The organism is Kitasatospora sp. NPDC059747 (genome assembly GCF_042732955.1).
Taxonomy (GTDB): Bacteria; Actinomycetota; Actinomycetes; order Streptomycetales; family Streptomycetaceae; genus Kitasatospora.
This window is the reverse complement of sequence record NZ_JBHWGV010000068.1, coordinates 11,147-25,573: the sequence shown is the minus strand read 5'-3', so window position 1 is coordinate 25,573 and position 14,427 is coordinate 11,147. Positions and strand designations below refer to the sequence as shown.

The following is a 14,427-nucleotide window of genomic DNA, read 5'->3' as shown; positions in this document are numbered from 1 at the left end:
CGTACGTAGTACGATGAGCCCGCACGCGCTTCTACGTACGCTGTACCTAGAGAAGGGTGGAGACAGCCATGTCCGACCGCTCCGACCACCGTGGGCCCGCCATCGAGATGGCGGGCGTGGCGAAACGCTTCGGCGCCACCGAGGCCCTGCGCGGCCTCGACCTCACCGTCCCGGCCGGCACCGTGTGCGGCCTCCTCGGCCCCAACGGCGCCGGCAAGACCACCGCCGTCCGCGTCCTCGCCACCCTCGTCGCCCCCGACCGCGGCACCGCCCGGGTCGCCGGGTTCGACGTCGCCCGCGAGTCCGAGGCCGTCCGGCGCGCGATCGGCCTGGCCGGGCAGCACGCCGCCGTCGACGAGGGCATCACCGGGCGCGACAACCTGCACCTGTTCGGCCGGCTGCACCACCTCGGCGGCCGCCGGGCGCGCGCCCGGGCCGACGAACTGCTCGACCGCTTCGGCCTCGCCGAGGCCGGCGACCGGCTCGTGCGCACCTACTCCGGCGGCATGCGCCGGCGCCTCGACCTGATCGCCAGCCTCGTCACCAGCCCGCCGGTGCTCTTCCTCGACGAGCCCACCACCGGGCTGGACCCGCGCAGCCGCCAGGAGATCTGGGACACCGTCAAGGAGTTGGCCGACGACGGCACCACCGTGCTGCTCACCACCCAGTACCTGGAGGAGGCCGACCGGCTCGCCGACGACATCGTCGTCGTCGACCACGGCGCCGCGATCGCCACCGGCCCGCCGGCCCGGCTCAAGACGCAGATCGGCAGCCGGGTGTCCGTCACCATCGCGGACGCCTCCCAACTCGGCTCCGCCGCCGTCGTGCTGTCCCGGCTGTCCGGCGGGGACGCGCAGGTGGACGTCGCCGAGCGCCTGGTCACGGTGGTGACACCGCCGGGCGTCGACGTCCTGCTCCCGGCGCTGGTGCGGGAGTTGGACGGGAAGGGCGTCGTCGCGGAGGACGTCGCGGTCCGGGCGCCCTCGCTGGACGACGTGTTCCTCGCGCTCACCGCCACCCGCACCGCCGACCTGAGGAGGGTCGCCTGATGGCCGCCACGCACGCGGGCCCGGTCGCCGCCGGACCGTCCCGGCTCGTCACCGACACCGGGACGTCGATGCTCCGCATCCTGCTCAACTACCGCCACTCGCCGGGCCTGTTGGCCGCCTCGCTGGGCGTGCCGGTGATCATGGTGGTGGTCTTCGGGTACGTCTTCGGCAGCGCCATGCAGGTGCCGGGCGGGGGCGACTACCGGGAGTTCCTGATGCCCGGCCTGTTCGCCATGGTCGCCACCAACGGCATCATGCCCACCATGGTCGGCGCCGCCCGCGACGTCGGGCGCGGGGTCACCGACCGGCTGCGCTCGATGCCCGTCTCGCGCACCGGCCTCCTGCTCGGCCAGACCCTCGCCGACCTGCTGGTCAGCACCGTCGTGCTCGCGCTGCTGGCGGCCGTCGGACTGGCCGCCGGCTGGCGCGTCCGGCACGGATTCGCGGACTCGGCGGGGGCGTTCGGGCTGTTGCTGCTCTTCCGATTCGTCATGACGTGGGTGGGGACGTGCCTCGGACTCGCCGTCGGCAAGGAGGAGGCCGCCGGTCAACTCTCGGTCGCCGTCTTCCCGTTGGCGATGATCACCAACGCGTACGTGCCCACCGGCGGCATGCCGGGCTGGCTGCGGACCGTCGCCGACTGGAACCCGATCAGCGCGGTGGTCGAGGCGAGCCGGAGCCTGTTCGGCAACCCCTCGGCGCCCGGAGGCGCGTGGCCGATGCAGCACGCCGTGCTCGCCTCGCTGCTGTGGAGCGCGGCCCTGCTCGTGCTCTGCATGCCGCTGGCCGTGCGGAAGTTCGCCACCCACGGGCGCTGAGGCGGCGCGGGCGCCGAGAGTGTGAGCACGAGCGGGTGCTGACCCGCCGGTCCGGTGAAGGTGCTGGACACCCGTGCCGGGTGCGGCCGAAGGTGGACGCCATGGAGTACACCCACCTCGGCCGCACCGGCCTGACCGTCTCCCGCCTCTGCCTGGGCACCATGAACTTCGGCCCGCACACCGAGGAGTCCGACGCCCACCGCATCATGGACGCCGCCCACGACCGGGGCATCAACTTCTTCGACACCGCCAACGCCTACGGCCGCGACCCCGAGGGCAACCTCAAGGGCCGCACCGAGGAGATCATCGGCCGCTGGTTCGCGCAGGGCGGCGGGCGCCGGGAGCGGACCGTCCTCGCCACCAAGGCCTACGCCGCGATGGGGGACTGGCCCAACGAGGGCAAGCTCTCCGCGCTCGCCGTCCGGCGGGCCGTCGAGGCGAGCCTGCGGCGCCTGAACACCGACCACATCGACCTCTACCAGATGCACCACATCGACCGGGACACGCCCTGGGAGGAGATCTGGCAGGCGATGGAGGTCCTGGTCGCCCAGGGAAAGATCATCTACGTCGGCTCCAGCAACTTCGCCGGCTGGCACGTCGCCCAGGCCCAGGAGGCCGCCCGCAACCGCCACTTCCTCGGCCTGGTCAGCGAGCAGTCCCTGTACAACCTGCTCGACCGCACCGTCGAACTGGAGGTCGTGCCGGCCCTCCAGCACTACGGCCTCGGCCTCCTGCCGTGGTCCCCGCTGCGCAGCGGGCTGCTCGGCGGGGCGCTGCGCAAGGAGCGCGAGGGCACCCGCGTGCGGGCCGCGCTCGCGCACGCCGACGACCTCCTGGCCACCCACCGCGACCGCATCCAGGCCTACGAGGACCTCGCCGACGAACTCGGCGTCGAGCCCGCGGAGCTCGCCCTCGCCTGGCTCCTCGGCCGCCCGGCCGTCACCGCCCCGATCATCGGCCCGCGCACCCAGGAGCACCTCGACTCGGCGATCCGGGCCCTGGACGTCGAACTCGACCGCAAGACCCTCGACCGCCTCGACGACCTCTTCCCGGGCCACCGCCCGGCCCCGGAGGACTACGCCTGGTAGGCGCTCGGCGCGGTCCCGCCCCGGTCGTGGCGGCCGGGGCGGGACCGTGCGGCCTCGCGTGTGGCGCTCGCGTGGGGCGGTGGGGCGTGAGAGCGTCGGGGGATGGGTGACGAGGCGGTTGTGCACGACGTGCCGTACTACGCGCAGTGGGAGTCGGCGGAGCTCGTGCGGGAGATCGTCGGCGGGGCCCAGGTCGCCGCCCAACTTCCGCGGGGGGGGCAGTGCGGGGGGGCCACACCCGTGGAGTAGGGCGGGTGGTGGTGGGGGCTGTGGGGGGTGGGCTGGGGGTCGTGGCCCGGGCGATCTCGTCGGGGGTGCGGCGGGGGGCGGGGGGGGTCGGCCTCCCGGGCGGCGGCCCCCCCCCCCCCCCCCCCCCCTCCGCGGTGGGGGCAGTCCGGGGCGGCCACACCGGAGGAGTACGGCTGGTGGTCGTGGCGCCTGTGCGGGGTGGCCTGCCTGCGGATGGCGCTCGACTTCTGGTGGGGCCTCGCGCCCCCGGCGCTCGTGCTCGCCCGGGAGTGCGAGGCGGCGGGCGCGTACGTCCGGGAGGGCGACGGCCTGCGCGGGCTGATCCACGTACCGTTCGCCACCCACGTCCGGGAACGGTGGGGACTGGCCGCCGAGGCGCGGGAGTTGGCGCCCGGGGAGATCGCGGCCGAGGTGGCCGGCGGGCGGTTGCCGATGCTGTCGGTGCACCCGTCGATCCGTGAGCCGGAGGGGCCGGACCCGGTCCGCCGCGGCGGGCACCTGGTGCTGGCGGTGGGGGCCACGAGCACGGCGCTGGTGATCCACAACCCGTCCGGGTTCCCGGGCGGGTCGCAGTCCTTCGCGCACGTGCCGTGGCGGGACTTCGGACGCTTCTTCGCCGGACGGGGGATCGTCCTCGGCCCGCCGGGCGAGTCCGGTGAGTCCGGCCCGCCCGGCGAGCCCGGTGAGTCCGAGGGCGTCAGGGCCTGATGCTCGGCAGCCCGAGCAGGTCGACCGGCAGTTCGCCGCGACACAGCGCCGAGATCGGCTTCAACGCGGCCGCCAGCCGGTCGAGTTCCCGGCGCGGGTAGTCCTCCCACACCCGGGCGGCGGCCAGGTCGGTCGCGGCCTCCAGGGACTGGTGCCGGATCCGGCCGAGCTCGGTGACCGCGCCGTCCGCCGTCAGCCAGCCCCGCTCGACCAGCCGCTCCGCGGCGGCCTCCCACTCCTCGTCCGTCCACCCGCGCCGCGGCTGGAGGTCCTCGCGCCGCACGTCCAGCGCGCAGCGGACGACGAGCGCCTCGCAGCCGTCCAGCCCGGCCGTGACCAGCGCGGCGACGTGGCCGTCGCCGCGGTGCTCGCGCATGACGGTCGCGGCCTGCCACAGCCGCCCGTAGCGGTCGGCCGGCCGGGGGAGCGCGGCGTTGGCGGCGGCCAGGACGCGCCCGGCGCAGTCCAGCCGTGCCGCCGCCCGCTCCAGCGCGTCGGCGGCCAGCTCGACCTGGGCCGGGTCGACGTGCTCCAGCACCCGGGCCAGCGCCGCGGACGACCCCTCGGCCCGCGCGGCCAGGGCCTTCTCCGGCCCGGCGTGCGTCCACACCTCGGGCACCGCGCGCTCGACGACCGCCGGCGCGAAGCTGAAGAACGCGGCGATCACGGGCGGCGCGTCCACCGCGCCCAGCGGCGCGGCCCGGCTGGCGAAGTAGCCGCGCCACCCGCCCCGCAGTCCGGCCGCCTCGAAGGCCGCCTGGCCCTCGGGCGAGAAGTACGTGAGGGAGTGCACCGGTTCGAAGAGCCACCAGAGAGAACGGGCGGGGTGGACGAGATCGGCCATCGGGAGACCCTCCTTGAACGGGGGTGGGACGGGTCGGGGCGTCGCTCCAGTGCTGATGACCACAGCGGCGGCCGCGGTAACCCCGCCCCGGGTGTGATGACGGTCACGCGGGCGACCGCGCGGTGCGCGGGCCGGTGCCGGCGCGCGAGATGATGGGGCGGGGTGCCCGGCACGGTGGCGCCCGAGCCCTCGTGTGAAGGTATTGGTAATGGCGCAGATCAACCCCAGCATCCTGTCCGCGGACTTCGCCCGTCTCGGCGAGGAGGCCGAGGCCGTCCGGGGCTCGGACTGGCTGCACGTCGACGTCATGGACAACCACTTCGTGCCCAACCTCACCCTGGGCGTCCCCGTCGTCGAGTCGCTCGCGCGCGCCACCGACATCCCGCTCGACTGCCACCTCATGATCGAGGACCCGGACCGCTGGGCCCCGCAGTACGTCGAGGCCGGCGCCGGCTCGGTCACCTTCCACGCCGAGGCCGCCGCCGCGCCCGTCCGCCTCGCCCGCGAGATCCGCGCCAAGGGCGCCCGCGCCTCCATGGCCCTCAAGCCCGCCACCCCGATCGAGCCCTACGAGGACCTGCTGCCCGAGCTCGACATGCTGCTGATCATGACCGTCGAGCCCGGCTTCGGCGGCCAGGCCTTCCTGGACATCATGCTGCCGAAGATCCGCCGCACCCGGGAGCTGATCGCCAAGCACGGCCTCGAACTGTGGCTCCAGGTCGACGGCGGCGTGTCCGCGAGCACCATCGAGCGCTGCGCCGAGGCCGGCGCGGACGTCTTCGTCGCGGGCTCGGCCGTCTACGGCGCGCAGGACCCGGCCGAGGCCGTCCGCAAGCTGCGCGACCTGGCGACCGCCGCCACCACCGACGCCTGGTGGGCCTGCGCGCACTGAGTCCGCGTCGCGGGCGCGGATACCGGGTGCGCTGAGGGACGATCACTGACGAACGTCTCTCATCGCCCCTCTCCGTACGGTGGTGGACCCGCACATGAGCAACCTCGACCGCAAGCCCGTCCCGACCGCCTGCGGTCGGGAGGCCGGCGGCGGCCCGGTGAAGGAACTCCTCACCGGGCGCCGCGTCCCCCTCGGCGAGAGCACCGTGGTGCGGCGCCTGCTCCCCAACCTGGGCCGCCGGATGGTCGGCGCCTGGTGCTTCGTCGACCACTACGGTCCCGACGACATCGCCGACGAGCCCGGCATGCAGGTCCCGCCCCACCCGCACATGGGCCTGCAGACGGTCAGCTGGCTGCACCAGGGCGAGGTGCTGCACCGCGACAGCCTCGGCAGCCTGCGGACCGTCCGCCCGTACGAACTGGGCCTGATGACCTCCGGCCGGGCCATCTCGCACTCCGAGGAGTCCCCCCGTCCGCACGCCCGCCACCTGCACGGCGCGCAGCTCTGGGTGGCCCTGCCCGACGCCCACCGGCACACCGCCCCGGCCTTCGAGCACCACCCCGACCTGCCGGTCGTCACGGCCCCGGGCCTGCACGCCACCGTCGTCCTCGGCACCCTGGACACCGCGACCTCGCCCGGCACCACGTACACCCCGCTCGTCGGCGCCGACCTCGCCCTCACCGCCGGCGCGGACCTCCGGCTTCCGCTGGTCCCGGACTTCGAGTACGCCGTCCTCGCGATGTCCGGCGGCGTCGACGTCGACGGCGTCCGCGTCGAACCCGGCTCGATGCTCTACCTGGGCTGCGGCCGCCCCGAACTCCCGCTGCTCGCCCGCACCGACGCCGCCGTCCTGCTGCTGGGCGGCGAGCCCTTCGACGAGAAGATCGTCATGTGGTGGAACTTCATCGGCCGCTCCACCGAGGACATCGCCCGGGCCCGCGCCGACTGGATGACCACCGACCGCTTCGGCACCGTCCACGGCTACGCCGGCGACCGCCTGCCCGCCCCGGAACTGCCCGCCACCCCGCTGAAGCCCAGGGGGCGCGAGCGGTGAGCCGGGCCGGCCGTTCCGTCCCGTCCCAGGGGGCGCATGCGAAACGCTCGGACGGGAAGTCCCGGCCGAGCATTCCGCACGAACCCGCCGCGGTCCGGCCGGATCGGCCGCTCGCGCGGCAACGACCCCCGGGGACCGCCGGGTTCAGGATTTCCGGGGGCGGGGCAGCTTCATCGACGCGACGGCGCTGAGCAGGGCGCCCGCGGCCACCAGCATCGCGGTGACGAACATGGCGTGGGCCGACGGGTTCGCCCCCTGGCCGTCGGCGGTGCCCAGGAACACGCTGCCGTAGGTCGCGATGCCGAGGACCTGGGCGATCTGGGCGGAGGTGGTCATCACGCCGCTGGCGTCCGACGCGTCGGCGGGGACGACCCGGGCCAGCGAGACGGTCAGCAGCGGGCTGGTGATGTAGCCCATGCCGAGGCCCACCACCAGCTGCAGCAGCGGCAGCGCGACGCCGCCGTGCCCGCCCGAGCGCACGGCGAAGCCGATGCCGAAGTGGCCGACGGCCGTGACGGTGCACGCGATGACGATCATCCGGCGGTGCCACCGGGCCGGGACCTTCTGCCAGGTGAGGCTGCCGGTGGCGACGCCGAGCGCGAGCGGCGCGAAGGTCAGGCCGGTGCGGGTGGCGGACTCGCCGAGCCCCGACTGCATGTGCTGCGAGAAGGAGAACAGGAAGCCCGCGTAGCCGGCCATCGCGAGGAACATGGCGCTCGCCCCGGGCAGCAGGCCGGGCGTCTTCAGGACCCGGCCGGGAATCAGCGGCGAACCGCCACGCCGCGCGACCGAGCGCTCGACGATCGCGAACGCGGCGAACACCGGGACGGAGAGGACCAGGGAGACCACCATCCAGGCCGGCCAGTGCTGTTCGTGGCCGAGCACCAGCGGGATGACCAGCAGCAGCAGCGCGGCGGTCAGCGTGATCAGCCCGGGGATGTCGAGGCCCTTGGGGTTCTCGGGCCGGCCCTTCGGCAGCACGCGCAGCCCGGCGGCCACCAGGACCACCCCGACCGGCACGTTGATCAGGAACACCGGGCGCCAGCCCGTGCCGAACAGGTCGGCGCTGACCAGCAGTCCGCCGGCGACCTGGCCGACCACGACGCCGAGGCCGATGGTGGCCGCGTACAGGCTCAGCGCCCGGGCCCGGGCGGCGCCCTCGAACTTCAGCTGGATCAGGCTGTAGATCTGCGGCATCATCATCGCCGCGCCGACGCCCTGGACCACCCGGGCAGCGATCAGGGTGCCCTCGTCGGGCGCCAGTCCGCAGGCGAGCGAGGCCACGGTGAACGTGACGAGTCCGGCCAGGAAGACCGTCCGGAAGCCGTTGCGGGCACCGAGACGGGCGCCGGTGACGAGCAGCGTGGCGTACGCGATCGTGTAGCCGGAGACGATCAGCTGGAGGGCGGACCCCGTGGTGCCGAGGTCGGTCCGGATGGTCGGGGTGGCGACGTTGACGATCGTCGAGTCGAGCAGGGCCATGAAGACCGCACCCAGCAGGACCACCAGCATCTGGTTGTTCCGGCGGGTCTGTGCGGCCGCGTCGGGGGCCGGGAGCGCGGTCTCCGGCTCTGCGGGGGGCGTGGGCCGGGCGGCTGCTGCCGCCCGCTCCTGAGTCTTCTCGGTCATGGCAGCGATGATCCCGGCGGCCCCGTGGGGGGTACCAGATATCCAGTGATCCTGGAACCGGGAGTACCCGGCTACCCGGATCGGCCCGTTGTCCAGCAGAATCGTGCGGTGACCCGACCGACCGACGGCCCCCCTCCGACCGCCGAGGCCCAGCGACGCGCGGAGCTGGGCGCGTTCCTGCGGCTCCGACGCGAGCGCATCAAGCCCGAGGACGTCGGACTGTCACCCGGCCCGCGGCGGCGCACGCCCGGCCTGCGCCGCGAGGAGGTCGCGGAGCTCTCGGGGATCGGCGCGGCCTGGTACACCTGGCTGGAGCAGGGGCGGCGGATCAACCCGAGCGTCCAGGTGCTCGACGCGATTGCGCGCACGCTGCGGCTCGACCGGGCCGAGCGCGGTCACCTCTACCGGCTCGCGGCCGTGCCGGCCGTGCCGCTGGACGCCTCGGCGCGGCTCGCCGACCCGGCCGAGAACCAGGCCATCCTGGACGCGCTGAACCCGTTGCCGGCCTGCATCGTGACCGCGCGTTACGACGTGCTCGCGTTCAACGACGCGTACGGGGCGCTCGATCCGGCGATCGTGCTGCTGCCGCCGGGGGAGCGGAACGTGCTGTGGCACCTGTTCACGGTCGAGCGGCGGCTCCAGCCGCTCGTGGAGTGGGAGAACGAGACAGCCGTCATGGTGGCCCAGCTGCGGGCCGAGTTCGGCCACCGGCTCAAGGACCCGCACTGGGGCGACTTCGTGCGGCAGCTCGGGGAGGCCAGCCCGCGCTTCGCCGAGCTGTGGGCCAGGCACGAGGTCGCCGCGTCGAACACCCGGCGCAAGTCGTTCTGGAGCGTGGACGGCGAGCGGCTGAGCGTGATCACCAACGCGTTCACGACGGCCTCCGCGCCCGACACGAAGATGTGGATCCACACGCCCGACGGCCCGGAGACCAGGCGGCTGCTGGAGGACCTGGTCGGCCGGTACCGGGAGGCGGGCCCCGCCGCGCTGCTGGTCGCCGGACGGCGCACCGGACGCGGCGCGCCCGACCCCGGGGGCGCGCCGGCTCAGCCGTGCGCCGAGGGCGGCCGGCGGCCGGGGAACGCGGACCCGGTCAGCCGGAGCAGCGGGGCCGACTTGACCGCCGTCTCCTCGAACTCGGCCTCCGGGTCCGACAGCGCGACGATCGCCCCGCCGACCCCGTAGCGCACGCGCCCCGGTGTGACGACCGCCGTGCGGATCGCGACGCTCAGGTCGGCCGCGCCGGACAGCGAGAAGTAGCCGATGGCGCCGGAGTAGATGCCGCGCGGCCCGGCCTCCAGCCGGTCGATGACCTCCATGGTCCGCAGCTTGGGGGCGCCGGTCATCGAGCCGGCGGGGAACGCGGCCCGCACGCAGTCCACGGCGGTGCGGTCCCGCCGGAGCCGAGCCCGCACCGTGCTCACCAACTGGTGGACGGTCGCGTAGGTCTCGACGTCGAAGAGGCCCGCGACCTCGACCGAGCCGATCTCGGCGTGCCGCCCGAGGTCGTTGCGGACCAGGTCGACGATCATCAGGTTCTCCGCGCGGTCCTTCTCGTCGGCCCGCAGCCCCGCCACGATCGCGGCGTCCTCCTCGGGCGTCGCGCCGCGCGGCCGGGTGCCCTTGATCGGCTTGGACTCCGCGACGCCGTCCGCCCCCACGCGCAGGAAGCGCTCCGGCGAGGTGCTGAGCACCGCGAGCGGGCCGAAGCGGAGCAGTGCCGCGTACGGGGCGGGGCTGAAGCGGCGCAGCACGCGGTAGCCCTCCCACGGGTCGAGGTCGCCCCCGGCCTCGGCGACGTTGGTCAGGCAGACCTCGTACGTCTCTCCGGCGGCGATCTCCTCGTGGCAGGAGGCGATCAGCCGCAGGTAGGCGTCGCGGTCGTGGCGCAGCCGGACGGCGGACCGCGGAGCGGGTGGGACGGGGTCCGCGGCCGGGCGGCCGGCCACGGAGGCCAGGGCCCGTGCGGTGGTCTCCAGCCAGGACCTGGCCGGGGCCTCGTCCTCGTCCTCCGCCAGCGCCAGCAGGTAGGTGGTGCGGGTGAGGTGGTCCAGGACGACCGCGCGATCGGCGAACACCATGGTGGCGTCGGCGTCCTCGGCCCGGTGGGCCGCCCCGGCACCGCACTGGGCCTTCAGCTCGTACCCGAGGTATCCCACCCAGCCGAGCGCGAACTCGAAGGGCAGGCGGGGGAGTTCGGTGCGGATGCCGCGGAGGTCCCGGTCGATCCAGTCGAGGAAGTCGCCGGTGACGGTCCGTGAGCCGGTGGCGGAGCGCACGGTGACGGTCCGGCTCCGGACGTCGGCCTCGGCGATCCGCGCGAGCGGGCCGGAGGCGTCCCCGAGGACGGAGAACCGGCCCGCGCCGCCGTCCGGCCGGCTGCTGTCCAGCCAGAACGCGGTGTCGGCGGCGCCGAAGAGCCGCTGGAACGCGACCTCGTCGACCCAGTCGGTCCGGAGGCGGTCCACGAGGACCCGGAGCCGTCGGGCGCCGCCCCGGCCCGCCGGGTCCGCCCGGTCCGCCGGGCGCGGCGCGGGGGCAGGTGGCGACGGGCGGACCGCCGTGCCCCGGGCCGCGTGCCACTCCCGGCTCAGCCGGGTGAAGTTGGCGAGTAGTTCATGGCCGAACCGGGTGAGGACCGACTCGGGGTGGAACTGCAGTCCCCAGATCGGCCGGTGCCGGTGCCGGTGTCCCATCAGCACGCCGTCGGGCGTCCGGGCGACGGCCTCCATTTCGTCCGGCAGTTCGGACACGGTCAGCGAGTGATAACGCACCGCCTCGAACGGGGACGGGAGTCCGTGGAACAGACCGCGGCCGTCGTGCAGGACGGGCGAGGTGCGGCCGTGCCGTGGTTCCGGGGCGCGGGTGACGGTGCCGCCGTGCAGCAGCGCCGCCCCCTGGTGGCCGAGGCAGATGCCCAGCAGCGGGATGTCGCCCTGCTCGACGATGTCGCGGCAGATTCCGAAGTCGGCCGCCCGGGCCGGATCGCCCGGTCCGGGGGAGAGTACGACGTTGTCGAACCCGGAGAGCCGGGACAGGTGCCAGGACGGGTCGTCGTTGCGGATCACCACCGGCTCGGAGCCGTTCACCCGGGCCAAGCAGTGGTAGAGGTTGAAGGTGAAGGAGTCGTAATTATCGACGAGTAGAGTTCTCATGACGGTTCGGCGACGGAGATCTCCAGGAGAACGTGCTCGACCAGGTCGTCCCCTTCGTGCACCCGGAGGCTGCGGAGTTCACGGACTTCCCGGCCGTTTTCGGCGGCGATCGCATTCAGTCGGGCGGTGTTCCCGCGATTGCTGAAATGCAGCAGGATTCTCCCGTTCTCGGTCAGGAATGACGGGGCGTCGGCCAGGAATCTGCGGTGGTCCCGGTAACCGGGGTCCACGTAGGCGCGTTCGTGGATCGTTTTGTGCCGGTATTCCGGCGGGGCCAGTACGAGGTTGGAGTGCCAATAGACGGTGTCGAACCTCCGGCCGGCCGGAACGTTCTCGAAGAGGTCGCTGTGCACGACGGTCAGCCGGTCCGCCACGCCGTGCCGTTCGGCGTTCATCACGGTGTTCCGGACGGCCGGTTCGCTGATGTCCAGGGCCGTCACGCGTTCGCAGCCCGCCAGTGCGGCGGACACGGCGATGATGCCGGTGCCGCAGCCGACCTCCAGGAACGAGCCGGGGCCGGACGTTTCGGGTGCCCCGGATGTTCCGGGCGTCCCGCCCAGACCGAGCAGTTCCAGGGCGATCCCGGACGACACCGAAAAAGGCGGCGCGAACACCTCGTCCAAAAGGTCCCATTCGCGCCCGGCCAGGGTGAAGGTGTTGCGCCGGTCGGCGTGGAGCCGCGCGGCCCGGCTGCGGGCGAGTGAACGCCCGTAGTCCGTGAGCCTATTCATATGTCCCCCGTTGTCATGCGAGCGGGCACCGCTCCCGCGGTGCCCGCCTGGAATTGTTTCCCCCGCCGGCCGCTTCCGGGAAGGTGGCGGGGTGACAGCGTGCCGTGTTCGGTGCGGTGTCCCGGTCACTACGGGCGTGTTAAATCGCAGGCCAGCGCCTTGACCCCCCTCTTGCGTGGCGCCTACTCTCGGTGTAGATGATCTTCACCGGCTGTGGAGGGGGAACCATGCCGTTGGATTCCGGGTTCGTGGACGCGCCTGCCCTGGCGATTCTCGAACTGCTCGCCGCGGAGGCGCCGCTGGGCCGCTTCCACGAGTTGCTGTACCGCGCCGCGGAGCCGGGCGGGGAAGGGATGCCACCGGGCCGGCGCGCGGAGCTCGAACGGGCCGTCCGGCTGGGGCTGAGGATCCACGCCTCGCTCGACCAGCGCCGGCAGCGGGAGGCGGCCACGGCGGCCCTGGTGGACATGATCCACGACATGACCGCCCCGTACGACCCGGACACCCTGCTGAAGGTCATCACCAGCCGGACCCGTCGGCTGCTGGGCTTCGACATGGCCTACATCAGCCTGCCGCTGCCCCGGGGCGGGTCGTACGTCCACTGCTCGGAGGGCCAGACCACGACGCTCAACGTGGGCCTGGTGGTCGAGGAGCACCACGGCCTCGGCCAGATGGCGCAGGGGCAGGGCGGCGCGTTCTGGTCGCCGGACTACCTGAACGACGACCGGATCCCGCACAGCGAGCAGATCGACGAGGTGGTCCGCGCCGAAGGGCTGCGCGCGGTGATCGCGGTGCCGATCCAGGTGGGGGCGGACTCCATCGGTGCCCTCTACGGCGCCGACCGCGTCGTGCGGCACTTCACGCCCGACGAGATCAGCCTGATGCGCTCCCTGGCGGACTTCGCGGCGGTGGCGCTGGAGCGGGCCAGGCTGCTGGACCGCACGCGGCTGGAGATCGCGGAGCTGGAGTCGGCGGGCGCCCGCGCGCGCGACACGATCGCGCGGACCCGTGAGCTGGCCGACGCCCGGATCCGGCTGGCCGACCAGGTGCTGAACGGCTGCGACCTGCACGTGGTCGCCAGGACGGCCGGGGAGGCGCTGGGCGCCACGCTCGCGGTCGGTGACGCGCACGGGCAGGTGCTCTCCTCCACCGGGGAGGTACCCGGCCTCGCGGAGGTGCTGACCGGCCGGGCGGCCCTGGAGGCGCACGCGGCGAGGGCCCCGGTGAGCCCGGCGCAGGACGTCTGGGTGGCCCCGGTCGGTGCCGGCGTCGAGGACCTGGGGGTGGTGGTGGCCCGGTTCGCGCGACCGCTCGGCCCCGACGAGGAGAGCTTCCTCGCCTTCGTCGGACGGGCGGTCGCGCTGCAACTCGTGGGGCAGCGCAGCGTGCCCGCGACGGCCGGGCCGGGACGGGACGAGTTCTTCGACGTCCTGCTCGCGACACCCCTCCAGCCTTCGAGTCAACTCGTCTATCAGGCAGGACAGTTCGGGATCGACCCGGAAGGCCCGCATGTCGTCGTGGTGGCCCGGCCGGAGGGCGGCGAGCACGGGAAGGCCGCGGTGTGGGCCGCGTCGTACGCGTACCGGCGGTCCGGGCTCAAGACGGTGCGCGACGGCTGCGTCGTGCTGCTGCTGCCCGGTACGGACGCCTCGGCCGCCGCCCGTTCGGTCTCCAAGGAGCTTTCCCCACTGCTGCGGCAGCCCGTCACCGTCGGCGCGGCCGGTCCGGCCACCGGGCTCGCGTCGGTCGCCAGGGTGCACCAGGAGGCGGTGCGCTGCCTGGACGCGCTGACGGCGCTGGACGGCACGGGGAGCGCCGCGGCGATGGCCGACCTCGGCTTCCTGGGGCTGCTGCTCTCCGACGACCACGACGTCGAGGGGTTCGTGGCCTCGCTCCTCGGCCCGCTGCTGGAGCACGACACCGAGCGCGCGACCAGTCTGATCGCCACCCTGGAGGCCTACTTCGCCTCGGGCGGCAGTCCCACCCGGGCGGCCGAGGACCTGCACGTCCACCCCAACACGGTGGCCCGCCGCCTGGACCGGATCACCGAACTCCTGGGCCCCGCCTGGCAGCAGCCCGGACGCACGCTCGAAGTCCAGCTCGCGCTGCGCCTGCTGAGGGCCCGGGAGGTCCTGTGGCGGCAGCGGGACACCGTGCTGGCGCCGTAGCGGGGGCGGGGGTCCGGCCGGCGGCCGGGAGGCGTCCGGCCG

Annotated in this window: 12 protein-coding genes and 1 pseudogene; 9 read left to right on the top strand and 4 right to left on the bottom strand. The window is 74.0% G+C overall.

What is annotated here, in order from left to right; genetic code table 11:
- The first annotated feature begins 68 nt into the window (after window positions 1-68).
- The 5 genes from ACFV4G_RS26945 (at window position 69) to ACFV4G_RS26925 (ending at window position 3,912) form a co-directional block, all read left to right on the top strand.
- A complete protein-coding gene (locus ACFV4G_RS26945; RefSeq protein ID WP_380444622.1) occupies window positions 69-1,049 on the top strand; it encodes an ATP-binding cassette domain-containing protein in 981 nt (326 codons plus the stop codon).
- A complete protein-coding gene (locus ACFV4G_RS26940) occupies window positions 1,049-1,867 on the top strand; it encodes an ABC transporter permease (RefSeq protein WP_380444621.1) in 819 nt (272 codons plus the stop codon). Before ACFV4G_RS26945 ends, ACFV4G_RS26940 begins: the two co-directional genes overlap by 1 nt.
- Before the next feature lie 101 nt (window positions 1,868-1,968).
- Window positions 1,969-2,955: an aldo/keto reductase gene (locus ACFV4G_RS26935; protein WP_380444619.1), complete on the top strand. Its 987-nt coding sequence runs from the start codon at window positions 1,969-1,971 to the stop codon at window positions 2,953-2,955.
- Window positions 2,956-3,057: 102 nt separating this feature from the next.
- Window positions 3,058-3,204 (top strand): hypothetical protein, encoded by a 147-nt coding sequence (locus tag ACFV4G_RS26930; protein ID WP_380444618.1) that lies wholly within the window; start codon window positions 3,058-3,060, stop codon window positions 3,202-3,204.
- Window positions 3,205-3,417: 213 nt separating this feature from the next.
- Window positions 3,418-3,912, top strand: a complete 495-nt coding sequence (locus tag ACFV4G_RS26925) for a hypothetical protein (RefSeq protein WP_380444616.1) — start codon at window positions 3,418-3,420, stop codon at window positions 3,910-3,912.
- On the opposite strand, the gene ACFV4G_RS26920 is transcribed toward ACFV4G_RS26925, so the two are convergent.
- Entirely contained in the window at window positions 3,902-4,756 is an 855-nt protein-coding gene (locus tag ACFV4G_RS26920; protein WP_380444614.1) for a hypothetical protein, read from the bottom strand. The genes ACFV4G_RS26925 and ACFV4G_RS26920 overlap by 11 nt on opposite strands.
- 208 nt (window positions 4,757-4,964) lie before the next feature.
- Here ACFV4G_RS26920 and rpe point away from each other — a divergent pair, with 208 nt between their 5' ends.
- Both rpe and ACFV4G_RS26910 read left to right on the top strand, forming a co-directional pair.
- Window positions 4,965-5,648, top strand: coding sequence for a ribulose-phosphate 3-epimerase (rpe, locus tag ACFV4G_RS26915; protein WP_380444613.1), 684 nt, complete (start codon window positions 4,965-4,967; stop codon window positions 5,646-5,648).
- 94 nt (window positions 5,649-5,742) lie between these two features.
- Window positions 5,743-6,702, top strand: coding sequence for a pirin family protein (locus ACFV4G_RS26910; protein WP_380444612.1), 960 nt, complete (start codon window positions 5,743-5,745; stop codon window positions 6,700-6,702).
- 144 nt (window positions 6,703-6,846) lie between these two features.
- Here ACFV4G_RS26910 and ACFV4G_RS26905 read toward each other — a convergent pair whose 3' ends face one another.
- Window positions 6,847-8,331 (bottom strand): MFS transporter, encoded by a 1,485-nt coding sequence (locus tag ACFV4G_RS26905; RefSeq protein WP_380444610.1) that lies wholly within the window; start codon window positions 8,329-8,331, stop codon window positions 6,847-6,849.
- Window positions 8,332-8,355: 24 nt separating this feature from the next.
- Between ACFV4G_RS26905 and ACFV4G_RS26900 the strand changes: the two are divergent.
- Window positions 8,356-9,273, top strand: a pseudogene (locus ACFV4G_RS26900) (helix-turn-helix transcriptional regulator); the annotation flags it as partial.
- Between the two features lie 104 nt (window positions 9,274-9,377).
- Here the strand turns inward: ACFV4G_RS26900 and pabB are convergent.
- Together pabB and ACFV4G_RS26890 are read right to left on the bottom strand one after the other, a co-directional pair.
- Entirely contained in the window at window positions 9,378-11,486 is a 2,109-nt protein-coding gene (pabB, locus tag ACFV4G_RS26895) for an aminodeoxychorismate synthase component I (protein WP_380444609.1), read from the bottom strand.
- Window positions 11,483-12,100: a methyltransferase domain-containing protein gene (locus ACFV4G_RS26890; RefSeq protein ID WP_380444662.1), complete on the bottom strand. Its 618-nt coding sequence runs from the start codon at window positions 12,098-12,100 to the stop codon at window positions 11,483-11,485. Before ACFV4G_RS26890 ends, pabB begins: the two co-directional genes overlap by 4 nt.
- Window positions 12,101-12,444: 344 nt before the next feature.
- Between ACFV4G_RS26890 and ACFV4G_RS26885 the strand changes: the two genes are divergently transcribed.
- Window positions 12,445-14,385 (top strand): helix-turn-helix domain-containing protein, encoded by a 1,941-nt coding sequence (locus ACFV4G_RS26885; RefSeq protein WP_380444608.1) that lies wholly within the window; start codon window positions 12,445-12,447, stop codon window positions 14,383-14,385.
- The last annotated feature ends 42 nt before the right edge of the window (window positions 14,386-14,427 follow it).